14 protein-coding genes and 1 pseudogene are annotated in these 23,978 nt (G+C 65.8%); 7 read left to right on the top strand and 8 right to left on the bottom strand.

The features are described 5' to 3' along the window. Nucleotides 1–126 precede the first annotated feature (126 nt). The 3 genes from xylA to QE379_RS10005 are packed head-to-tail and all read right to left on the bottom strand — an operon-like array spanning nt 127 to nt 4,047. A complete protein-coding gene (gene xylA, locus QE379_RS10015) occupies nt 127–1,449 on the bottom strand; it encodes a xylose isomerase (RefSeq protein ID WP_307000071.1) in 1,323 nt (440 codons plus the stop codon). Next, on the bottom strand, nt 1,450–2,898 hold the full coding sequence (gene xylB, locus QE379_RS10010; protein ID WP_307000069.1) for a xylulokinase: 1,449 nt from the start codon (nt 2,896–2,898) through the stop codon (nt 1,450–1,452). It lies immediately after the preceding gene. 9 nt (nt 2,899–2,907) lie between these two features. After that, nucleotides 2,908–4,047: a glycoside hydrolase family 43 protein gene (locus QE379_RS10005; RefSeq protein ID WP_307000066.1), complete on the bottom strand. Its 1,140-nt coding sequence runs from the start codon at nt 4,045–4,047 to the stop codon at nt 2,908–2,910. A gap of 359 nt (nt 4,048–4,406) precedes the next feature. On the opposite strand from QE379_RS10005, the gene QE379_RS10000 reads away from it, so the two are divergent. Beyond that, on the top strand, nt 4,407–5,477 hold the full coding sequence (locus tag QE379_RS10000; protein WP_307000063.1) for an alpha/beta hydrolase family protein: 1,071 nt from the start codon (nt 4,407–4,409) through the stop codon (nt 5,475–5,477). 132 nt (nt 5,478–5,609) lie between these two features. Here QE379_RS10000 and QE379_RS09995 read toward each other — a convergent pair. After that, nucleotides 5,610–8,208: pseudogene (locus tag QE379_RS09995) on the bottom strand (glycoside hydrolase family 3 C-terminal domain-containing protein). A 265-nt stretch (nt 8,209–8,473) separates the two neighbouring features. Here QE379_RS09995 and QE379_RS09990 point away from each other — a divergent pair. From QE379_RS09990 to QE379_RS09975, 4 genes are all read left to right on the top strand, one after another. Then, nucleotides 8,474–10,342: an NPCBM/NEW2 domain-containing protein gene (locus QE379_RS09990; protein ID WP_307000061.1), complete on the top strand. Its 1,869-nt coding sequence runs from the start codon at nt 8,474–8,476 to the stop codon at nt 10,340–10,342. A 95-nt stretch (nt 10,343–10,437) separates the two neighbouring features. Further along, complete coding sequence (locus QE379_RS09985; protein WP_307000058.1) at nt 10,438–11,574, top strand: endo-1,4-beta-xylanase; 1,137 nt, start codon at nt 10,438–10,440, stop codon at nt 11,572–11,574. After that, nucleotides 11,571–13,238, top strand: a complete 1,668-nt coding sequence (locus QE379_RS09980; protein WP_307000055.1) for a glycoside hydrolase family 43 protein — start codon at nt 11,571–11,573, stop codon at nt 13,236–13,238. Before QE379_RS09985 ends, QE379_RS09980 begins: the two co-directional genes overlap by 4 nt. Then, nucleotides 13,238–14,785 (top strand): glycoside hydrolase 43 family protein, encoded by a 1,548-nt coding sequence (locus QE379_RS09975; RefSeq protein WP_307000053.1) that lies wholly within the window; start codon nt 13,238–13,240, stop codon nt 14,783–14,785. Before QE379_RS09980 ends, QE379_RS09975 begins: the two co-directional genes overlap by 1 nt. Nucleotides 14,786–14,907: 122 nt before the next feature. Here QE379_RS09975 and QE379_RS09970 read toward each other — a convergent pair whose 3' ends face one another. The 3 genes from QE379_RS09970 to QE379_RS09965 all read right to left on the bottom strand — a co-directional run bounded on the left by QE379_RS09970 (nt 14,908) and on the right by QE379_RS09965 (nt 19,540). Further along, complete coding sequence (locus QE379_RS09970) at nt 14,908–16,452, bottom strand: tryptophan halogenase family protein (RefSeq protein ID WP_307000051.1); 1,545 nt, start codon at nt 16,450–16,452, stop codon at nt 14,908–14,910. Between the two features lie 69 nt (nt 16,453–16,521). After that, nucleotides 16,522–16,986: a hypothetical protein gene (locus tag QE379_RS19605; protein ID WP_373461762.1), complete on the bottom strand. Its 465-nt coding sequence runs from the start codon at nt 16,984–16,986 to the stop codon at nt 16,522–16,524. Next, nucleotides 16,889–19,540 (bottom strand): TonB-dependent receptor, encoded by a 2,652-nt coding sequence (locus tag QE379_RS09965; protein ID WP_373461761.1) that lies wholly within the window; start codon nt 19,538–19,540, stop codon nt 16,889–16,891. The genes QE379_RS19605 and QE379_RS09965 overlap by 98 nt, the downstream gene beginning before the upstream one ends. 254 nt (nt 19,541–19,794) lie before the next feature. Between QE379_RS09965 and QE379_RS09960 the strand changes: the two genes are divergently transcribed. Then, nucleotides 19,795–20,484, top strand: a complete 690-nt coding sequence (locus tag QE379_RS09960) for a SapC family protein (protein ID WP_307000049.1) — start codon at nt 19,795–19,797, stop codon at nt 20,482–20,484. After that, a complete protein-coding gene (locus QE379_RS09955) occupies nt 20,481–21,488 on the top strand; it encodes a cupin-like domain-containing protein (RefSeq protein ID WP_307000047.1) in 1,008 nt (335 codons plus the stop codon). The genes QE379_RS09960 and QE379_RS09955 overlap by 4 nt, the downstream gene beginning before the upstream one ends. On the opposite strand, the gene QE379_RS09950 is transcribed toward QE379_RS09955, so the two are convergent. After that, nucleotides 21,485–23,932 carry a glycosyl hydrolase 115 family protein gene (locus QE379_RS09950; RefSeq protein ID WP_307000044.1) on the bottom strand — a complete coding sequence of 816 codons (2,448 nt, stop codon included), beginning with the start codon at nt 23,930–23,932 and terminating at the stop codon, nt 21,485–21,487. The two genes, QE379_RS09955 and QE379_RS09950, sit on opposite strands and share 4 nt — an antisense overlap. Between the last annotated feature and the right edge of the window lie 46 nt (nt 23,933–23,978).

The raw sequence follows: 23,978 nt of genomic DNA, 5'->3' as shown, positions 1-23,978 counted from the left end.
CACCTCCGTTCAGCCTGAGCGAAGTCGAAGGCCAGGCGACCGGGCATAAGAAAGGGGCGCGCCCGACTGTCGGACGCGCCCCTTTTCTTTCTGGCAGGCGGACCGGATCAACCGGCCCCTCCCCCTTTACCTGCCCGAGTTCACGATACGGTTGACGATATTCTCGATCCGCTCCTGACGGCCCGAGCGGGGCTTCGGATCGACCGCCTTCTCGACCGCCAGATCGGCGATGCCCGCCAGATCGAGGCCGCCGACCTTCTGGCCGAAGTCGCCGTCCCAACCGGCATAACGCTCGGCCTTGATCGCATCCAGGCGGCCGTCCTCGATCAGCGCGGCGGCGTTGAGCAGGCCCTTGGCCACCACGTCGATCCCGCCGACATGGCCATGGAACAGGTCGACCGCGTCCATCGACTGGCGACGCACCTTGGCGTCGAAATTGAAGCCGCCGGTGGTGAAGCCGCCCGCCCGGATGATCTCCAGCATGGCCAGCGTCAGTTCCTCGACCGAGTTGGGGAATTGATCGGTATCCCAGCCATTCTGGTGGTCGCCGCGATTGGCGTCGATCGAGCCGAAGATGCCCAGCGCACCCGCGGTCGCGATCTCATGCTCGAAGGTATGACCGGCCAGCGTGGCGTGGTTCGCCTCGATATTGACCTTGACCTCGTTCTCCAGGCCGTAGGCCTTCAGGAAGCCGTACACGGTCGCGGTGTCGAAGTCGTACTGATGCTTGGTCGGCTCGTGCGGCTTCGGCTCGATCAGGATGGTGCCGTTGAAGCCGATCTTGTGCTTGTGCTCGACGACCAGCGTCAGGAAGCGGCCCAGATTGTCGAGTTCACGCTTCATGTTGGTATTGAGCAGCGTCTCGTAACCCTCACGACCGCCCCACAGCACATAGTTGGAGCCGCCCAGACGATGCGTGGCCTCCAGCGCGTCGCGGACCTGCATCGCGCCGAACGCATAGACTTCGGGGTCCGGGTTGGTCGCGCCACCGGCGGCGAAGCGCGGATGGCTGAACAGGTTCGCGGTGCCCCAGAGCAGCTTGCGGCCCGACGAAGCCTGAAGCTTTTCGAGGTGATCGACGGCTTCCGCGAAATAACGGCGATGCTCGGCGACGCCCTGCGCATCGGCCATCACATCGACGTCGTGGAAGCAGTAATAGGGGATGTCGAGCTTCGAGAAGAAGTCGAACGCCACTTCACGCTTCTGCGCGGCGGCGGCGCTGTCATTGGCACCGGCGTGCCACGGACGGTTGAACGTGCCACCGCCGAACACGTCAGAACCCGGCCAGCAGAAGGTGTGCCAGAAACAGGCGGCGAAGCGGAGATGCTCCTCCATCGTCTTGCCCAGCACGACGCGGTTCTTGTCGTAGAAGCGGTAAGCGAGTTCGTTCTCGCTGTCCGGGCCTTCGTAACGGATCGTCGGGATATCGGCGAAAAAGTCGGTAGCCATTTAACGGTTCCTCGGAGTGATACGGGAATAGCTGTCGCGGAATTGCGCGATCTTGGGGGCGAAACGCTCGGCGAGCGCGGCGTCGGGGGCGATGCTATGGCTGACGGGCGGAGGCGCACAGACCTCTTCCGGCGAACCGCCATCGACCGCCAGTTGCGCCAAACGTGCGGCCCCAAGCGCGGGCCCGACCTCGCCACCCTTCAGATAGACGAGTTCGACGCCCAGCGCGGCGGCCAGCGTCTGGCCCCAATAGGAGGAGCGCGCCCCGCCGCCGATGACGGAGAGTTGCGACAATTCGGTGCCCGCATCGCGCAGCACCGACAGGCCATCGGCGAGCGCGAAGGCCACCCCCTCCAGCACCGCCTGCGCCAGCCGCTCGGGCGTGGTGTCATGGTCCAGCCCCAGGAACGCGCCGCGCACCTCCGCATCGTTATGCGGCGTCCGCTCGCCCGACAGATAGGGCAGGAAGATTTCGGGGCCGCTCGCCGGGCCGACGCTTTCGGCGCGGGCGAAGAGTTCGGCGGCACCCGGCGTGCCGGTCAGCCGCGCGACCCAGTCGATGCACGCCGCCGCCGACAGATGGACCGACATCTGGTGCCAGACATTGGGCAGACAGTGGCAGAAGGCATGAACCGCGCCCGCCGGATTGGGCCGGAACTCGCGCGTCGCCGCGAAGATCACGCCCGACGTGCCCAGCGACAACAGCGCGTCGCCGTCCTTGACGACACCCACACCCGCAGCCCCGGCAGCATTGTCGCCGCCGCCGCCCGCCACCGGCACCTGATCCATGCCCCAGGCTTCGGCCACGTCGGCCCGGAGGCGACCGGTCTGCGCCGTACCCTCGACCGCCTGCGGCATCTGATCGCGGGTCAGGCCGGTCGCGGCGAGGATCTCGTCGCTCCATTCGCGCGCGGCAACGTCCAGCCACAGGGTGCCCGCCGCGTCCGACACGTCCGAAGCCTTTTCGCCCGTCATCCGCAGCCGGACATAATCCTTGGGCAGCAGCACGGTACGGATGGCAGCAAAGGTTTCCGGCTCGTGATGCGCGACCCAGAGCAGCTTGGGCGCGGTGAAGCCCGGCATGGCGAGATTGCCCGCGATGCGATGAAGCGCGGGGGCCTTCGCCTCCAGTTCCGCGCATTCGGCATGGCTGCGCCCGTCATTCCAGAGGATGCCGGGGCGGAGCGGCTGATCGTCCGCGCCCAGCAGGGTCGCGCCGTGCATCTGCCCCGCCAGACCGACTCCGCGCACCGCCCGGCGGACCGCCGGGTCAATCGCCCGGACCGCCGCGGTCGTCGCCTGCCACCATGCTTCCGGGTCCTGTTCGGACCAGAGCGGGTGGGGACGCTGCACGGTCAGCGCCGCCGTCCCCTGCCCGACCACCGCGCCATGTTCGTCCAGCACGACGGCCTTTACGCCCGACGTACCGATATCGATGCCAAGGAACATGCGTCGTCCTTACTTCACGAACGGATCGATGGTCGGGATCGTCCCGTCCGGGTTGAACTTCAACTCGGTCATCTTGACGTTACGCAGGTGGTTCTTATCGGACAATTGCGTGTCGGCGTAGAAAAGCCACCATTTGCCCTTCCACTCGACGATCGAATGATGGGTGGTCCAGCCCTGCACCGGCTTCAGGATATGGCCCTTATAGGTGAAGGGACCATAGGGGCTGGTGCCGATCGCATAGTTCAGGAAGTGCGTGTCGCCGGTCGAATAGGTGTAATAATATTTGCCGTCGCGCTTGAAGACCCAGGAGCCCTCGAAGAAGCGCTTGTCATGCGCGCCGCCCAACACGGGCTTGCCCTTTTCGTCGAGGATCACCGCGTCGCGCGGGGTTTCGGCGAAGGTCTTCATGTCGGGGTTCAGCTTGACGACCTTCCCCGACAGTGCGGGCTGGTCGTCCTGCTTCAGGTCGGTGTCGCTGCCGTTCGGGTCGTACTTGCCGTCCTTCCAGCGCTGAAGCTGACCGCCCCAGATGCCGCCGAAATACATGTACGCCGTGCCGTCCGTGTCCTGATAGACGGCGGGGTCCATCGAGAAGCTGCCGGGGATCGCCTCCGGCTCGGCCTTGAACGGGCCCATCGGATTCCTGGAGGTCGCAACGCCGATGCGGAACGCGCCCAGGCCGTTGCGATCCTTGGTCTTATCGCGCGCCGGGAAATAGAGATAATAGGTGCCGTCCTTATAGGCGGCATCGGGGGCCCACATCTGCTGCGAGGCCCAGGGCACGTCCTTCACGTCGAGCGCGACGGGGCCTATGGTGACCTTGCCGCCCGGCTCGTCCATGCGCAGCACGCGGTAATCGCGCATGGCGTACTGGTTGCCCAGATCGTCGTTGGGCGTGTCGGTCGGCACGTCGTGGCTGGGATAGATATACATCTTTCCATCGCCCCAGACATGCGCGGAGGGGTCGGCGGTAAAGATCTCGCGCACCAACGGCTGCGACAGATAATGGCGGCCATCGGGCGACGTCGGATTGGTGTCGTTCGACGCAGTAGCGGTGTTCTCCTGCGCGGTATTCTCGGCCGTCTGCGGCGATCCGCAGGCTGCGGTGCCAAGCCCCAGGACCAGGCTGGCCATCATCAAGCGCTTCATCGCTTTCTCTCTCCCATTTGCCCCGTATCCGGAGCTTTCCAGGCACGATAGCGCTATCAACGACGAGGATGCAAGGCCGGTTCGCGGTTTTCCAGTTCCGGGTTCGGGACGTGACCTTCGACTTCGCTCAGGCTGAACGAAGCGAGGGAATATGGCCTTCTGTCCCCAACCTCCGTTCAGCCTGAGCGAAGTCGAAGGCCAAGGGAAACCCTCTACCGCCCCGCTTGACAAGGCCCAATCCGCATTGTTGGTAACGATATCCGCCCCGCCCGTCTCATCGCGGGGCACGGCATTTCGCAAGCATATCGCAGACCGGCACATCCATGTCGGCATCGTTTTCAAGAGGGAGGATCACCCGCATGGCATGTCCTATGTCGAAGACGCACTGGCTGCTCGCCGCCGGATTGGCTTGCACGCCGCTCGCCGCGCTGCCCGCCCAGATGACGACGCAGAACCCCGCCACGGTGCCCGGTGCGAAGCCGGTGACGGTCGAGCGGATCAAGGTCCATTCGCCCGCGATCGAAGGCAATCTGGAGGGCAACAGCGCCGACCGCGACGTCATCGTCGTCCTGCCGCCCGATTATGCCAGGAACAAGGCGCGCCGCTATCCGGTCGTCTATGCGCTCCACGGCTATTCGATCGGCGCGGATCAGTGGACGAAGGAGATCCATGTCCCCGCCTCGGTCGAGGGGGCGTTCGCGCGTGGCGTGCCGCCAATGATCCTGGTCTTTCCCGACAGCAAGACGATGCACAACGGATCGATGTATTCGTCCTCGCAGACGGTCGGCGATTTCGAGCGGTTCGTCAGCCACGACCTGATCGCGGCGATCGACACGCGCTACCGCACCATTCCCCGTCGCGAAGCCCGTGGCCTCGCGGGCCATTCGATGGGCGGCTATGGCACCGCGCGCATCGGGATGAAGCATGCCGATATGTACGGCGCCATCTATATGATGAGCCCCTGCTGCCTGTCGCCGCGCATGATGGCCCGGCCCGAGGGGACCGACGAGAAGCTGCTGACCAGCCTGTCCTCGCCCAGGGAGTCGGAGAAGCTGAACTGGGGCCAGCGCGCGATGCTGGCCGCCTCCGCCGCCTGGTCGCCCAATCCGAAGAACCCGCCGCTCTATCTCGACCTGCCGGTCAAGGACGGCAAGATGCGCGACGACATCACCGCCAAATGGCTGGCCAACACGCCGCTCGCCTTTGTCGATCAATATGTCGCCCCCTTGCGCAGCTACCGCGCGATCGCGCTGGACGTCGGGTCGCAGGACGGCTTGAAGGCCGATGCGCAGGCGTTGCACGACGCGATGGAGCGCTATGGCATCGCGCACACATTCGAGATCTATGACGGCGACCATGTCAACCGGATCGGCGTGCGGTTCCAAGAGCAGGTGTTGCCGTTCTTCGGCCGGTCGCTGGTGACGAAGTAATCTCTATCCTCCCCGGTACGGGGAGGGGGACCATGCGGAGCATGGTGGAGGGGGCGTGCCGCGAGGGACATGTTCCGTCGAAGCCCCCCTCCGTCAGGGCTTCGCCCTGCCACCTCCCCGTGCCGGGGAGGATCAGTCCGGGATCGTTCGGGGCGCCTCGATCCGGAATGTCGCACTCCGCACCGGCACGCCGGTATCGGGCTGTCCCGACCCGACCGAGACGCGGTAATCGCCCTTCATCACCATCCTTACGCCATCGGCATCCACCGCGCTCAGATCGCGCGGGGTCAGGGTGAAGGTCAGCCGCCGCCGCTCGCCGGGGGCCAGATGCACCCGCTGGAACCCGCGTAGCGCGATGCGGGGAGCGCCCTCGACCTTGGGGAAGTTCAGGTAAAGCTGCGCCACCTCGTCCCCCGCCCGGCGACCGCTATTGCGCACCTCGGTCGTGAAGCGCATCGCGCCGTCCGCGCCCGGCTGGACCGACACCGGCGCATAGGCGAAGCTGGTATAGCTGAGGCCGTAACCGAACGGATAGACGGGCGTGCCGGTGAAATAGCGATAGGTCCGCCCCTTCATGGCATAGTCGCCAAAGGGCGGCAGGTCCTCGACCGAGCGATAGAAGGTCAGCGGCAGGCGGCCCGCCGGATTGGTCTTGCCCGACAGGACATTGCCGACCGCCAGCCCGCCCGCCTGCCCCGGATACCAGGCCTCGACGATCGCATCGGCATTGGCCTTCGCCCAGGCCAGGTTCACCGGGCTGCCGTTCATCAGCACGACGATCAGCGGGCGGCCGGTCGCCCTGGCCTGTTCGAGCAGCGCCTGCTGGTCGGCGGGCAGGTCGAGCGTCGTCTTGTCGCCGCCCTTGAAGCCGGGGACCGAGATGGGCGCTTCCTCCGCCTCCAGGTCGGAGGTCAGGCCGACCACCGCGACCAGCGCGTCGCTGGCCTTCGCCGCCGCACGGAGTTCGCCCGCCGGATCGTCGGACACCCGCTTCCAGACCAGGTTGATACCGGTCAGGATACGCGCCTCGGTCGTGACCGTGATCGGATAACGCCGCCCCTTTTCCAGCGTGACGGTGCGCATCGTCGGCAGGCTGTTCCACGACGCCTTGGTCAGATCGACAAAGAGCTGTCCGTCCAGCGTCATCGCGCCGTTGAACCCGGATATGCCCAGCCGGTAGCGGCCCGTCTCCGGCGGAACGAGATAGCCGGTCCACACCGCCCGGTGCACGTCGCGGACCGAGGACAGGTCCAGGCTGCGCGAGGCGGCATTGGCCTCGATCCGGGTGACGACCGGGCGCTCCTCGAATCTTGCGGTCTTCAACCATTCCCCCAGCGCACCGGGGGCGAAACGCTCGGGGACGCGCCCCACGACATTGTAATAGCGGGCGAGCAGGCCGGGCTGGCCGTCTTCGGTCCTGAGCGCGCTGGTCGGGATCGGATCGCCATCGGTGAAGGTTTCGGCGAACGGGACATAGCGCACCTCTGCGCCCGGCATGGCCCGCCGCAACCCGTCGACCACCGAGAAGGAAGGCCCCGACAGCGAGGAAGAGTAATTGCCGCGCAGCACCCGCGTCGCATCGCCGAGCGGCCCGATCACCGCGATCCGCGCCTGGGGCTTGAGCGGCAATATGCCCTTGTTCTTGAGAAGGACGAGGCTCTTCTCCGCGACCTCCAGCGCCAGCGCCCGATGCGCGGGGGTATCGACATCGGCGGGGGAGCTGGTTTGGGTCGATAGCGGACGCAGGCCCGGCAGATCGCCGGTGCGATAACGGGCGGCGAACAGCCGCGTCAGCGAGCGGTCGATATCCGCGACCGAGATCAGGCCGCGCGACAGGGCGTCGCGATACGGACTGGTCAGCCCGTCCGTGTCGGTCAGCGTCGCATTGTTGCACTCGTTATCGACGCCCGCCCGCATCGCGGCGGCGACCGCGGTGGCGGCGTCGGGCGCGTAATGGTGGTTGGCGGCGATATCCTTCACCGCATCGCAGTCGGACACGACATAGCCGCGAAAGCCCCAGCTCCCGCGCAGATACTCCTTGAGCAACAGGTCGCTGCCGCACGCCGGTTGGCCGTCGATCCGGTTATAGGCGCACATGATCGACCCCGCCCCGCCCTCGACGATCGCCGCGCGAAAGGCGGGGAGATAGGTGTCGACCAGATCGTGCCGCGAGACATAGACATTCGCCTCATGCCGGGTCGATTCCGGGCCGCTATGCACCGCATAATGTTTGGGGGTGGCGACCACGTCGATCCGCGTCGGATCGGTCCCCTGCATCCCGCGAACGAACGCCACGCCCATCTTCGCGGTCAGGAACGGATCTTCGCCGTAAGTCTCCTGCCCCCGGCCCCAGCGCGGATCGCGGAAGATGTTGATGTTGGGCGACCAGCTATCCAGCCCGGTGCCGATCCGCCCCATCCGTCCCGTCCGGCGGGCGAGCGCGTGGAGCCCCCTCACCTCGCGGCTGATGACCTGTGCAGCCTGGCCGACCAGCGCTTCGTCGAAGGTCGCCGCCAGCCCGACCGGCTCCGGAAAATTGGTCGTCGGCACCGGCCCCCAACGCACCGTGAAGCGACTCCGTCCACCAATTATAGGCGGGCACGTCCAGCCGGGTGATGGCAGGCGCGGTGTTGAGCAACTGCGCCAGTTTCTCGTCGGTCGTCATCCGCGCGACCAGATGCTCGGCAAGCGTATCGGCCTGTTGCTCGCCATCGCCTTGCGATTGGGCCATGGCGGGATACGCCACCGATAGTGCCAGGGCGGCCAAGATCGATCCACGCCATGCCTTCATGACCATCCACTCCCGATATCGTTATTTCTGTTACCGTTATCACCCGTCGTCATCCTGTCCACCCGGCAAATCCATGGCAATCGATCACAGGCGGTGGACAGCCCCTTTTTAGTCCGACAAGATGCCCGCAAAACAGATTGGGAGGATGGCTATGCCACGGACGAAGCGGTTGATTTTGGCAAGTGGCGCGGCGCTGCTAGGGCTCATGACGCCCGTTGTGAGCGTTGCTCAGACGACCGCCGTCGATCCGCTTGCACCGACCGGACGCTGGAGCGCCAATCAGGACGGCCAGGCCAGCCTGCCCCCGATGGGCTGGAACAGCTGGAACGCGTTCAACAGCGATGTCGACGAGGACAAGGTGATGGCCTCGGTCAAGCTGATCGTCGACAAGGGGCTGCGCGATGCGGGCTATCGCTATATCAACATCGACGACGGCTGGTGGCTGCGCCGTCGCCAACCCGATGGCCGGATGGTGATCCGCACCGACAAATTCCCCTCCTCCGCCGCCGGACCCAACCAGCAGACCAGCTTCCGACCGCTCACCGACCGGCTCCATGCCATGGGGTTCAAGGCGGGCATCTATTCGGACATCGGGCGCAACAGTTGCGGCCAGGTCTATACCCCCAACTTCGCCAACCAGCCCGAAGGGACCGTCGCCGAGCGCGAGGTCGGGCTTTACGGCCATATTGATCAGGATATCGCGCTCTATTTCCGCGAATGGGGATTCGATTACATCAAGGTCGATGGCTGCGGCATTCGCGGGCTGGGCAAGGACAGCGACCATGTCCGCAAGGGCGACTATCGCGAACTGGCGCCACTGATTGACATGAACTCCCTCGCACGGACCGATATTCCGGCGGTGCGCGCGCTGTACGACCAGGTGGCGACGGCGCTGCGCCGGGAAAATCCGGACGGCGACTATATCTTCTCGCTCTGCCTCTGGGGATCGTCCGACGTCCGCAACTGGGGCAAGCAGATCGGCAATGTCTCGCGCACCAGCGACGATATCACCGCGCACTGGTCGCGGATGCTGACCAATTTCGATACCAGCGCGACCCGCGCGCTCTACGCCCATCCACACGCCTGGAACGACCCCGACATGCTGTTCGTCGGCTCGGGCGAGTTCGACGCGAACCATATGACTGAGGCGCGATCGCATTTCGCGCTGTGGGCGATGATGAACGCGCCGCTGCTGATCGGCTTCGACCTGCGCAAGGCCAATGCCGAGCAGATCGCGCTTCTCGGCAACCGGGCGATCATCGCGCTGAATCAGGACCCGGCGGGGCATCAGGCGACTCCGGCCTATCTGTCGGACGACGTTCAGATCTTCGTGAAGACGCTGGCCGACGGCGACAAGGCGGTGGCGATCCTCAACCGCACCGCCGGGCCGGTCCAGCCCGTCCTGACCGCCGATCACCTGAAGCTGCGCGGCGATCGCCCCGTCGCCATGACCGACCTGTGGACCGGGCAGAAGAGCGAGTTTTCGGGCGAGACGAAGCTGACGCTCGCGCCGCACCAGACGCTGATCTACCGCGTCTCCGGCGAGCGTCGGCTGCCGCGCGGCCATTATCTGTCGGAGACACCGGGCGACGTGAACCCGGCGGAGGATGGCGTCCGGACGCCCGAGGGCGATCCGACCATCCATCACGAACTCAGCCCCTGGGACGGCAGCAAGGGGCCGGGCGACTTTCCGCAATATGGCGGCTGGGGCGGCGCACAGGCGGATCGCACGCCTTTCGGTCGGCCGCTGCGGATGGCGGGCAAAGCCTATGACACCGGGCTGGGCGTGCTGGCCAATTCGCGATTGGAGGTGCGCAATCCCGGCCAGAGCCGCTTCGCCGCCACGATCGGCATCGACGATTCCGCCACCGCACGCGGGCGACGCGTGGTGTTCGAGGTTTATGGCGACGGCAAGCTGCTTACCCGGTCGCGCCCCATGGCCCTGAACGAAGCCCCCGCGACGATTGAGGCGGATGTGCGGGGTCGCAAGCTGATCGAACTGGTCACGCGTGCCGATAGCGCTCCCGATGCGGCGCTGCCGGTGGTGTGGGGTGATGCACGGTTGCTCGACTAAGGGTCCGGAGCAGCGTGGTTTAAGTCGCCACCGCATGGCCTTGCCGTTTCCGGGCGACCATGCGACTGTCAGCGCAAAGACATAGGGAGAGGGTGATGAAACCCAAGGAAAATGGGCCGGTCCTGACTCGCCGTCAGCATCTGGTCGGCATGGCCGGCGGACTTGCGATGGGAGCGCTCCCGTCAATGGCATGGGCGGCGACGGATGAAACGCCGCTGCGCGATCTGGCGGCGCAAAAGGGCATATTGTTCGGCACCGCGATCAACGCGGGCCGGGGCTCGCCGATCAACGATCCGGCCTATGCCGCGATCGTCACGCGCGAATGCGGGGTGCTGGTGCCTGAGAACGAGATGAAGGTCTATGTCCTCGGCAACGACCCCGAGCATCTGAACTTCGCGCCCGCCGACCGTATCGCGGGCTTCGCGCGGGACCATCGGCTGAAGCTGCGCGGCCATACGCTCTTGTGGAACTACGACAAATATATCTCGCCCGCGCTGGCCGAGCGGGTCCGCTCGACGGGCGCGGAGAAGTGGCTTCGCGCCTATATCGCAAAGGTCGCCGGGCATTTCGGCGACCAAATCTATAGTTGGGACGTGGTCAACGAGACGATCGATCCCAAGACGGGCCGGGTCCGGGGCACGGTGTTCGACCAGGCGCTGGGCTTCGATGTGTTCAAGATCGCCTATGAGGCGGCGCGCGACCATGCGCCGCACGCCCAGCGCGTCTATAACGACTATATGTCGTGGGAGGTCGGCAACGAGACCCACCGGACGGGCGTGCTCCGCCTGCTGGAGCGGTTTCGAAAGGAGAATGTCCCCGTCGACGCGCTCGGCATCCAGAGTCATCTCGGCAATGACGGCAGCCATTCCAGGGCCCAATATGCCGAGTGGAAGCGCTTCCTCGATGAGGTCACCGGCATGGGCTATCGCCTGCTCATCACCGAGTTCGACATCAACGACCGGGAAATGCCCAAGGACATCGCCCGGCGCGATATGCAGGTGGCGGCGGTCGCCAAAAGCTATCTCGACATGATGTTCTCCTATCCGCAACTCGACCAGTTCCTGTGCTGGGGGCTGTGGGACAAGCATAGCTGGCTGAACGGCTTCGCCCCCCGCGCTGACGGCCTGCCGCAGCGGCCCCTGCCCTATGACGACGCCCTGAAACCCAAGCCGCTGCGCGCCGCCATCGCCGATGCCCTGCGCGCCGCCCCCGTTCGGAAGGGCATCGCATGATCCGCCGCCCCCTCACCGCACTCACCCTGTCGCTCGTCATGGCCGGAGCCGCCTCGGCCCAGACCGCGACGTTCGAGCGCTTCACCTATCAGGGCCGCTCGATCGAACAGGTCGCGCCGAAAGCCGGGGAGTATCTGAACCCGATCATCTCGGGCTATTATCCCGATCCGTCGGTGACGCGGGTGGGCAAGGACTATTATCTCGTCAACTCGTCCTTCGCGCACTTTCCCGGCCTGCCGATCTTCCATTCGACCGACCTCGTCCACTGGACCCAGATCGGCAATGCGATCGACCGGCCGGGGCAACTCGACTTCACGGGACGGGCGGTGTCGGAGGCGGTGTTCGCGCCCGACATCACCTATCACGACGGCACCTTCTACATCGTCAACACCTGCGTCGAATGCCGGGGCAATTTCGTCATCACCGCGAAGAACCCGGCGGGGCCGTGGTCGGACCCGATCTGGCTGCCCTTCGAGGGGATCGACCCGTCCCTCTATTGGGAAGGCGACCGCGCCTATATCGTCAACAATCGCGCCCCCGCCGAGCCACCGCGCTATGACGGCCACCGCGCCATCTGGATCCAGGAATATGACTGGCGCGCGGGCAAGATGGTCGGCGAGAGCACGCAACTGATCAATGGCGGGGTCGACCTGTCCAAGAAGCCGGTCTGGATCGAGGGGCCGCATATCTTCAAGAAGGATGGCTGGTATTATCTGACCGCCGCCGAGGGCGGGACCAGCGTCAACCACTCGCAGGTGGTGCTGCGGTCCAGAGACTTGCGCGGCCCTTACGCGCCGTTCGCAGGCAACCCGATCCTGACCCAGCGCGATCTCGACCCCAAGCGCCCCCATCCGATCAGCGCGGCGGGCCATGCCGAACTGGTCCAGACGCAGAATGGCGACTGGTGGGCGACCTTTCTGGCGACGCGGCCCTATGCCGAGGATTATTATAATATCGGACGCGAGACCTTCCTGCTGCCCGTGACGTGGAAGGACGGCTGGCCGATCATCCTCGATCACGGCAAGACGGTGCCATGGACGCACAAGGTTCCGAACCTTCCCGCCAGCCCCGCGCCCAAGCTGCCGACCAGCGGTGACTTCGGCTATACCGACGAATTCGACGGCACGAAGCTGGCGATGCCATGGATCGGCGTCCGCACGCCGAAGACGCCCTTCTACAGGCTCGCCAACGGCACGCTGCAACTGAGCGGCGGCGACGCACTGGGGGATCGACAGGGCGTGCCGGGCTTTGTCGGACGCCGACAGCAACATGCGATCGCCGATGTCTCGACCACGCTCCGCTACGCCCCCGCCAAGGACGGCGCCCGCGCCGGGCTGGTCGCGATGCAGAACGACTATGCCTATCTGTTCTTCGGCCTGACCCGGATCGACGGACAGCCGCGCATCGCGCTCTACAAGCGGGAGGGGAAGAACACCCGCGACGAAACCGCACCCGAAACGCTGGTCGCTTCCGCGCCCTTCGCGGGCAAGGGGCCGGTGACGCTGACCATCCATGCCCGGGGCGGAGAGATGGCGTTCGACTATGCGGTCGGCGGCAAGACCGCGACGCTGAAATCCGATCTCGACGTGCGCTTCCTCAGCACGGCGCGCGCGGGCGGCTTCGTCGGCACCGTGATCGGCCCCTATGTCTATGCGGCGCGGTGATGCGGCGGGTTCTTCTTCTCGCGATGCTGTCGCTCGGCGGCGTTTCGGCGATCGCCTCGGCGCAGGTCTGGCAGTCGGATCGCGGCGACGGCACCTATGCCAATCCGCCGCTCTATGCCGATTATCCCGATCCCGACATCATCCGGGTGGGTCAGGACTTCTACTTCATCACCACGACCTTCGCCAACGTCCCCGGCCTGACCATCATGACCTCGCGCGATCTGGTGAACTGGCGCTTCGTCGGCCATGTCATCGACCGGCTGGAGGGCCTGCCAGCATATGACCTGAAGGACGGCGGCGCGTACCGCAAAGGCATTTTCGCCCCCAGCCTTCGCTATCATGACGGCGTCTTCTACATCGCGGTCACCCCGGTGGGCGAGAAGACCCGCATCTATCGATCCCGCGACATTCGCGGCCCCTGGGAGATGAACCGGCTGAGCGAGGCGGCGTTCGACCCCGGCCTGTTCATCGACAAGGACGGCAGCGCCTATGTCATGACCTCGGTCGGGTCGGACGGCACGACGACGCTGCTCAGCCTCAGCCGCGACCTGCGCACCGTTACCGACAAGCGCGTCGTCTATTTCAACAAGGGGGCGGAGGGCTCCAAGATCGTCCGGCGCGGTGACTATTATTACATGTTCAATGCCATCCCCCGGCGGCTCGGCATGACGGTGTCGCGCTCCAGGAGCCTGTTCGGGCCATGGGAGACGCGCGACCAGATCGACGACACGACTGGCGGGCATCAGGGCGCGATCGTCGACCTGCCCGACGGCACCGATTATGGTTTCGTGATGACCGATGCGGGCGCGATCGGGCGGATGACCAATATCAGCCCGGTCTTCTGGAAGGACGGCTGGCCGGTATGGGGCACGCCCGACGCGCCGGGCCGGGTGCCCGCCACCGCGCCCAAACCGATCAAGGGGCAGCCGATCGCCTCGCTGCCCGCCTCGGACGATTTCGCGACGCCGAAGCTCGGCCTGCAATGGCAGTGGAACCACAACCCGCTGCCCGATCGCTGGTCGCTGACCGAGCGGCCGGGCTTTCTGCGGCTGCACGCCACACAGGCACCCGCATTATGGAGCGCGCGCAACACGTTGCTGCAAAAGGGACAGGGGCCGTTCGGTCGCGGCGTGGTGGCGATGGATACCTCGCACATCGTCGCAGGCGACCAGTGCGGCTTCGGCACCTTCGGCAAATATAGCGGCCATATCGCGGTCGGGCGCGGCACGGACGGTCGCTTGACCCTGACGATGCGCGTGATCGAGGATAAGGCGACGACGCAGAAGACCGACCTCCGCATCGATGCCCGGCCGGTCATGGGTCGGCGCCTGTTCCTGCGCACGGATATGGAGTTCAAGACCGACCGGGCGAGCGTCGCCTATAGCGTGGATGGGCGAAACTGGCGGACGCTGGGCGGGGAATTCCCGCTTGCCTTCGACTGGCGGACGGGCACGTTCCAGGGGCAGCAATTCGCGTTGTTCTGCTACAATCCGGGCACGAAGGGCGGGTGGATGGATGTGGACAGCTTCACGCTGACGGGGCGCTGACTGGAGAGGTCGTCCCTTGGCCTTCGACTTCGCTCAGGCTGAACGACTATTGGGGTGTGGCCTTCGATCCTCCGCTCCGTTCAGCCTGAGCGAAGTCGAAGGCCACGCGACACCCTCACCAACTAAATCGTCGGCAATCCCCGCTCGACGATCTTGCGGATCAGGTCACGGTGGCGCGGCAGCCCAGCGAGCAGCCGGCCGGTCTGCACGTCATTCTCCCGCCGGGCCCGCTCCGCCGCGACCGTCTCGGCGACCAGACTCCCCGGTACGATCTCGGTCCGCTGGCCCATGCCGTAGAGGACATATTGATAGCTGGCGGAAGGAAACACCTCCTCCACCCGGTCGAACTCCTCGTGCATCCACGGCACCTGATAGCGCCACAACTCCATCAGTTCCCGCAATCGCTCGGGCATGGTTTCGGGACGGCAATTGTCGCGCCAGAAATCGGTATCGGTCCGCTTCGTCAGCGAATAATGGAGTTTCAGGAAATCGACGATCCGGCCCCAGCGATAGAGGGTGGTGTCGTTGAACCGCCGCGCGACCGTGTCCATCACCTCCCGGCAGGCGGGCATCTGCTCGGCGATCAGCTTGGCGGAGAGTTCGATCAGAACGATCGCGGACGCCTCCAACGGTTCGAGGAACCCCGCCGCCAGCCCGACGCCGACGCAATTCCGCTCCCAGAAGCGCGTCCTGTGCCCGGCGCGGATCTTCAACTCACGAACGGGCAAATCCCGCCCCGCCTCGCCCAGATAGGCGCACAATTCCCGCTCTGCTTCGTCGCGCCCGATATGGCTACTGGAAAAGACATGGCCGACGCCGCGCCGGGTCGGCAGGCCGATATCCCAAATCCACCCCGACGACTGAGCGGTCGAGATGGTGTGCGAGGCGATCGGCGCTTCGGGATCGTCATAGGGCACCTGGATCGCCAGCGCCGTGTCGCAGAACAGTACGTCGTTCAACGGCTTGAACGGCACCCCCAACGCCTCGCCCAGCAGGAGCGAGCGGAAGCCGGTGCAATCGACGAACAGATCGCCCGCAACCTCACCCGCCTGGGTGGTCCGAACCGCACGGATGTCGCCGCTCTCGGTCAGCAACACCTCTTCGACATCGGCGAGCACATGCCGCACGCCCAGTCGCTCGGTACAATGGCGGCGCAGGAAGTCGGCGAATTTGCCCGCGTCCAGATGATAGGCATAGTTCGCCAGCGCCTCATATTCCGGCGTGGCGATCGTCTTGGGGGCCAGCCCCGCGTCGCAGATGCGCCCCTGCGGCGTCACCGCGTCGCAAAAACTCGCCTCCCCCTCACCCGCCAGCCAGTGCGGCGCGAGGTTCACCTGCCCAAAGCTCTGCGGCAGCATCAGCGGGTGGTAATAGCCGTCATCCGCCGCACCGGTGGTCCAGCGATTGAACCGCGCGCCCTGTTTGAACGAGGCGTCGCACTCCCGGAAAAACGCCGTCTCCGACACGCCCATCTTGCGCAGCGTGGTGCGCAATGTCGGCCAGGTCCCCTCGCCCACGCCGATGATCGGGACATTGGGGGACTCGACCAGCGTGACGGTGAAGCCATGCGGTCGCCGCCCCTGATGCCGCGCGGCGATGACGCCCGCGGCCAACCAGCCGGCGGTCCCGCCGCCGACGATCACGATATGCTGAACAGGCTGAACCATGGGGCCAAAGGGTCCGGGAAAGGACGGGGATGTCAAGCGGCAGCCCGACATCCCCGCCAGTGGCTATCGTCAGAAGCGATAGCGGGCGCCGAGCGTGAAGCGCCGACCGTAATCGAACACGTCGAGCAGCTGGTTCTTGAACCGGCCATGGGTGCTCTGCTTGTTCTTGTTGATGTTCAGCACCTCGCCGAAGATCGAGAAGTTCTTCGTCACGTCGTAGCTGCTGGTCAGATCGACCTGGAAGCTCTGGTTCACGAAGGTCGGCTCGGCACCATAGGAGCCGGTATTCTGGTTCTGTCCAAAGCCCGACAGATACTCGTCCCGCCAGTTGAGCGCGGTGCGGAACTGGAAGCCGTTCTTGTCATAGAAGCCGACGAAGTTCGCCGAATTCGCCAGACCCGTGACCGCGAAGCCGCTCTGCCCGACGACCTTGGGATCATAGGGCTTGTTGGTGTTGACGAAGGTGCCGTTCGCCTGGAAGCCGAAGCCGCTGTCGCCGAACACCTGCTGCCACGCGATTTCGACGCCGCGCACCGTCGCATCGGGCCCGTTGACCTGGGCCGTGATGGCGAAGACCGCCCGGGCGGCCCGTCGTCGGGTCGATCACGCCGCCGACCGTCTGATTGGTCACGCCGCCGACGATGAAGTTGCTGACATTCTTCAGGAAGAGGTCAACCGCGATGTACGAGTTGCGCTGATAATACCATTCCGCCGCAACGTCGAAATTGTCGGCAAGATAGGGCTTCAGGTTCGGATTGCCGCCGCTGCCGGACAATGCGCCGACGCGCTGGCCGTTGCCGATGCCGACGACGGGGTTCAGCAGGCTCAGGCCCGGACGGGTCAGGGTGCGCGATGCGTCGAAGCGCAATTGCAGATTGTCCGTCACCTCCAGTCGCAGATCGACCGAGGGCAGCACATAGGTATAGCTGCTGCGGTTCGAAATCGGCTGGACGTCGGTGAAGGCGATCGACAGCAGCGTCGGATCGGCGGTGCTCCGCGTGATCGACGTCGGCGCACGCCCCTGACCGATCGACAGGAGGCGCGTGTTCTCCGTCCGCACGCCGAAGGCGGCGTGCAGCGGCATGGAACCGATCTGCCCTTCCATTCTGCCGCTGAAGAACAGCGACAGGGTCTTTTCGTTGACCGACAGGATGCTGCCCGGGTCGACCGCTTCGGTGAACTGGCCGGTGAAGCCGTTCACCCCGCCATTATAGTTGAAGCCGGGCACGTTCTGCGCCTGGGGATTGCCCAGGCTGGTCAGGTAATTCTGATAGGCCTGCGGGCTGTAGATCAGGACCGATGGCGGCAGGCTGCCCGAAAAGCCCGGGATGAAGTTGTTGAGGCTGATCGACCCTTGGTACAGGCTCGACGGCAGCGGCGAGATACCCGATCCCTGACCCGACGGCGCACCATAACCGGCATAGGCCTGCCAGAAATTGTTCGTGAAGGTGCTGCGGTTCAGCAGGTTGAAGGTGTCGTCGGTATATTGGCCGCCCGCCTTGAGGGTGATGTTGTCCTCTTTCCAGGTCACGACGCCGCGGAATTGCTTCAGTTCGTCGGTATTCTGCTGGGTCTGGAGCACGGTGACGTGCGATCCGATCGCGGTCGGATCGGCCCAGCGACCGCCATTGCCGGCGGGACCGAAATTGCTGATCGTCGGGAACGCCTTGTTACTGTCGGCGGTGACGTTGAAGCCCAGATTGGTGCCCAGCGCGCCACCATAGCCGATATCGCCATTGCTGCTGCCGATGGTGTTGCCGGGGTTCAGCCAGCTCTTGGCATAGGCGCCGTCCGCCTCGACGGTCACCTTCTCATTGACGTCCCACTTGACGTTCAGGCCGGTCTGGTTGGTCTGGAGGATCTGCTTGTTCATCGCCGCGGTGAAGTCGGTCGGCGACCCCGCCTGGGTGAAGCTGACTGCCGTGCCGTTGGCGTCCTGCTGGACGTTGCGCAGCGACTCCTGGCTGAACCACACGCCGAAGCCGTAAATGTCGGTCGAGATCGTCTGGCGCGAGAAGTTGTTGTCGAGCGTGACCATCAGGTCATTGTTCGGGTGCCATTGCAGGGCCACGCGACCGTCGACGCGTTCGTCCTTGGTCCGCTGCTGCTCCGCGCCATATTGCTGCGGGAACCAGCCGGTCAGGGTGCGGCGGTTGCTGGGGGCAGCGCTGGCGTCGGTGGTCGGTGCGCAGGTCGCGGCGGTGCTGCCCGCCAACTGGCACGGCGCGAAGTTGCCGCCCGGCCAACCCGACACATAGACGCGATTGGTATCGGTATCACGCCGGGTATAGATGAAACTCGACAGGATACCCAGCGTATCATTGGCGAAGGTATCGCTGACCAGCGCGCCCAGTGTCGGCACGACCTGACCCGCGCGATCCTGGAGCGAACCCGAGGCGCTGGTCGCGACGCGGAAGCCGGGATGGTCGAACGGCTTGGGGAACTGGATGTCGACCGTTGCACCGATCGAGCTGGAGGCCAGCGTCACGTCGGGCGTCTTGAGCACGCTCAGCTGGCCGATAAAGTCCGAACCGACGGTGCTGAAGTCGATCTGGCGCCCGCCCGTCGCGGTCGAGATGCGACGGCCGTCATACAGGGTGGTGTTGAAGTCGCCGCCAAAGCCGCGAACGGTGATGCCGGTCGGCTCGCCGCGCGCGCCGGAGCGCTGGATCGACACGCCGGGCAGACGCTGGAGCGAGGCCGCGACGTTGGAATCGGGAAACTTGCCAATATCTTCGGCAGAAATCGCGTCGACCACGCCGGTCGCGGTCCGCTTGATATCGAGGTTGCGCTGGAGCGAACTGCGCAGGCCGGTGACGATGATCTCGCCCTCCGAAACCTCGCCCGAGGGGGACGGCGCATTGTTCTGCGCGCTGGGGGCGGTCGCCTGATCCTGCGGGGTTCCGGCTTCCTGGGCGCTGGTGGTGTTGGCCTGAACCGGGGTGTCCGGCCGAACGGCTCCGGGAGCCACAGTCTGAGCAAAGGCCGCGCCCGGCGCGATCATCGCCAGGGCCATGAGCGGCGACACGCCGGTCATCAGGCCGCGGCGCGAAACGAATGCGCCCACAAAGCTAGTGCGAGACACCATCTTCCCCTCTCCTTCGGTTCTATGGTCAATGTACGATCGATGGTTATCGCCACCGTACCGCCCATTCGATGACATGATGTTAGCGTTATAATGCCTCCGAAACAAGGCATTTGTCAGAGCGTTCGCAACTCGCTACTCCCCCCGCTAATCCGACGCCTTGACGCGGGGTGGTGGATGCCGACAAATCCGGGGCCTCGTCGTCCGGTTCCCTCGTCAGAATCGGGCCGGAGAGGATGCGAAAGGATCGAATCGCCATGGCCGAAATGGAATTGCTGGACAGCGCGCGTCATGCCGGTCTTCGCGTCTCGACCAAGCCCGATGCGGCGCGCCACTTCGTACAATTGGTGGCCGAGGAGTTTCTCCCGGCCGCGCTGCATTACCCGATCCTGTTCGCGCGTCACCCGGAGACCGGCGATCTCTATCCCGGTGCCCTGATGGGGCTGGTGCCGGACGAAAATCTCTGTCTGACGACCAACGCCACCCTGGCGGGCTATCGCCCCGCCGATCTGGAGCGGCAGGGTTTCTACGTCTCGGGCGAGAATATCGCGATCGACCCCACCCATGCCGCACTGACCCAGATGGAAGGAGACCCGATCTTCGAATCGGACGGCGGCGCGGCCCCGGCGCTCCGCCGGGTGCAGGGTGCGCTGCGACGCCTGCATGTCGGCCTGCCCGAGACGGAGGGGTTCATCGCGCGCCTGCTGGAGCACAAGCTGGTCGAGCCGATCGACCTGAATTTCCAGTTCGACAATGGCGAGAGCCTGAGGCTGGACGCGCTCTACACGATCAGCCTCGATGCGCTTCACGGTCTGCCCGACGAGGCGGCGCTGGCGCTCTTCCGGTCGGGCGATCTGCAACTCGTCTATGCGATCACCGGCTCGGTCCGGCACATCCCCTTCCTCGGGCGTCGGCGTAACGACCGGCTGAGCGGACTGGCCCGGTGAGCGGCGCGGCGGTCGAGGTCGACCCCGCCACGCTGAACGACCCCGGGGCGTTTCGGCGGCTCGTGACCGAACCCTGTCGGCCGGTCGTGCTTCGCGGCGCGGTGCGCGACTGGCCGCTGGCGCGGATCGCCGCGACCGGTGGGGCGGCGTTGGGCGAGTATCTCGCGCGCTTCGACGCGGGGCGGCGGATCGAGGCCTTTGTCGGCGATGCGGCGATCGCAGGGCGCTATCACTATACCGACGATCTGTCGGGCTTCAATTTCCGGCGCGAGTCGATGCCGCTGAGCGAGGCCGTCGAACGCCTCGTCACGGGCCGCAACGAGGCCGAGACCCTCTATGTTGGGTCACTCCCCATCCCGCTCGTCCTGCCCGGACTGGCGGAGGAGAATATCCTGCCCCTCGCGCCGGCGAACGTGCCGCCGCGCATCTGGATGGGCCATGCCTCGACCATAGCCTGTCATTACGACATGATGGACAATATCGCCTGCGTCGTGGCGGGGCAGCGGCGCTTCACCCTCTATCCGCCCAATGCGATCGGCGATCTCTATGTCGGACCGATCGACCACACCATGGCCGGACAGCCGGTCGCACTCGCCGCCGAAGCCGCACCCGATGATTCCCGCTATCCCCGGTTCGAACGGGCGAGAGACCGTGCGATCACGGTCGAACTCTCGGCGGGCGACGCGCTCTATATGCCCAAGCTGTGGTGGCACCGGGTGGAGGCGAGCGGATCGCTTAACATCCTGGTCAATTACTGGTGGGACGCCTTTCCAGTCGGCCCGGACCAGCCCTTCGCCCCCCTGCTGCTTGCGATGAGCGCCATCGCCGCGCGTCCGGAGGCAGAGCGTGCGGCGTGGCGGGCGTGGTTCGACCATTATGTCTTTCGCCCCGACGGCCACCCGCTGGCCCATCTACCCGAGGAACGGCACGGGGTGCTGGGTATGAGCGCGGAGAATATCGGCATCCTCCGTGCCCAGGCCATGCGGATGCTTCGCGGCGGTTAGGCGGCGGGATCGAGCGTGATCCCCTGCACCACGATTTCGGGATCGACCAGCCACAGGGTGACGCGATGCCTGCCTTTGGTCAGATCGGTTAGGCGGGTGGTCGCGATGCGCCGGTTTTCGATCACCGCGCGGCCCCAGCTTTCCTCCGTTTCGCCCGCCATCAGGTCGAGCATCACCGGTGCGCCTCCATCGACCGACACCGCGATCCGATGCTGGCCCCCGCCGCGCACGTCCAGGCCGGGGGCAGCGACCACGCCCAGGGTCGCGGGCCCCGCGCGATCCCAGTTCAGGTCATAGACGATATGCGGGCTGTCCCCGCCGGGACGCTCGACCACCGGCGCGGAAGCGAGGTTGGCGACCATCGCCGCGCCCTCGGCGGTGAAGCCCGCCACACGCTGCCAGCTTATGCCCCGTCCATCGACCGCGCGACCGGCATCCGCCGCCAGTGCCAGGCGCGGCGCGGGGGTGGAGGGCGGTAGCGGCAGGGGTTTGGCGACGCTGGCCAAGGCGGGCATGACATCGGCATCGGGCTGCTGCCAGCCAGTATAGCCGATATGGGTCTGCGCCATCATGCTGGTCCATTTGCCGCCCGCCGTCTCCACCTCGTAACGGCGGCGGATAGCCGCATCGCGCGCGTAATAGCCCCGCGCCGCCGTAGCGAACCGCTCCGCCGCCGCGCCGTCCCCGGCCTGGGCCGCCGCACGATTGGCGGCCACCGCTTCGTACAGCCGGTGCAGGTTGGTCATCGCCTCGACCCGGTGCAGCACCAGTTCGTAATAGGCATCACGCAGATCGGCGGGCAGCCGAGCCTCCACCCCGCGCGCCGCCGTGTCGAGGGCATTCCATTCGCCCAGCACCCGCGCCCATTCTCCGTTCTTCAGGCCATAGGTGGTGGCGTCGATCAGCTCGGGCTTGCGGCGGCTGGCGAGCTGGCCATAGCGAGTCAGGAGCTTGCCGATTTCGGCCCCATGAGCGGGACCGAATTGCTGCGTCGCCCAGCGGACGGGATAGGCCTGCATCGCGGCCAGATCCATGCGGGCCGGGTTCCACGCCATGTCGAGGAAGAAGCTGGTCGGATATTCCATCGGCTTCAGGTCGCCGACATTGACGATCCACAGCCGGTCCGCGCCGTACTGGTCGGCCATGCGCATCTGCTGCCAGACGCGGGGGATCGCGTTCGTGTCCAGCCATTTGTAGTTACGCGGACCACCGACATAATCGAAATGATAATAGACGCCCGCCCCGCCCGCGCGATGCTCGCCCAGCGGCGGCAGGCGGCGGATATTGCCCCAATTGTCGTCGGCGAACAGCAGGGTCACGTCCTCGGGGACGCGCATCCCCTTGTCGTAATAATCCTGCACTTCCTTGTAGAGCGCCCAGACCTGCGGCGTCTCGGCGGCGGGTCGCTTAGTGACATCGGCGATGATCTGGCGCTGGTCGCGGACGATGCGTTCGAGAAGGCCGGTGGCGGTCCCCTCGGTCATCGGCTCGTCGCCATCGCCGCGCATCCCGATCGTCACCGGGTCCTCGGCCTTGCCCCGTCGTTCGATGCCCTTGCGCCAGAAGGCGCGCAGCACATCGCCATTCTTGCTATAGTCCCAGGGGCCGCGCCCCTCCCGCTTCCAGTCGGCCTGCGCCCGCTGCATCGGTTCGTGATGCGAGGTACCCAGCAGCACCCCCATCTCCTGCGCCAGCGGAGCGGACGCCGGATCGTCCTCCCACAGTGACTTGCCCCACATGGCGGGCCAGAGGAAATTGGCCTTGGACCGCAGAAGCAGCGTGAAGACCTTCTCATAGGCCAGGTGATTGATCCCGCCGAACTTCGCGCGCGCCCAGCCGCCGAAGCCCGGTTCTTCGTCGTTGATGAAGATGCCGCGATATTTGACCACCGGATGGTCGGCCACGCGACCCGCCGTCAGGTACAGCGTCGGGTGACGCTGCGCCGGCACGTCCGCCCACCAGGTCCAGGGACTGACTCCCGCCTTGGCGCTGATGTCGTAGAGGCCGAAGATGGTGCCGCGCCGGTCCGCCCCCGCGATCACCAGTGCGCGGGCGACTCCCGGCAGGGGATTGTCGACCACCTGTTCGACATAGCCTTCCCACTGCCCCGCCAGGCCCGACACGTCGAGCTTGCCCGACCGGACCAGTCCGTCGATCAGCGCGCTGTGCCCCAGCGTGCCCGCGATCACGCTGGCCCCGCGTGAGGCATTGTTGCCCAGCCGAACATCGCCGCCGCCGACCGCCTTCAGGTCAGCGACCAGATCCCGGGCAGCCCGCGCGACGCCCGGCTCATCACCCGCATCGACCACGATGGTTGCCGTGCGGCCGGGTGCCAGCAGCGCCAGGCTCCCCGGCATCGCCCGCTCGCATGCCACGATCGGCCCGGTGCAGTCCGACGCGGCCCAGGCCGCACCCGGCATCAGCGCCGTCAAAGCGACGGACATGAACAGGTGGCGCATCATCTCTCTCCCCGCCCCGAAGCCATTGATG

The sequence above is a fragment of the Sphingomonas sp. SORGH_AS_0879 genome, assembly GCF_030819175.1.
In the GTDB taxonomy this organism is placed as follows: Bacteria; Pseudomonadota; Alphaproteobacteria; order Sphingomonadales; family Sphingomonadaceae; genus Sphingomonas.
The sequence above is the reverse complement of the archived record's forward strand: the minus strand, read 5'-3'. Positions and strand labels throughout refer to the sequence as shown.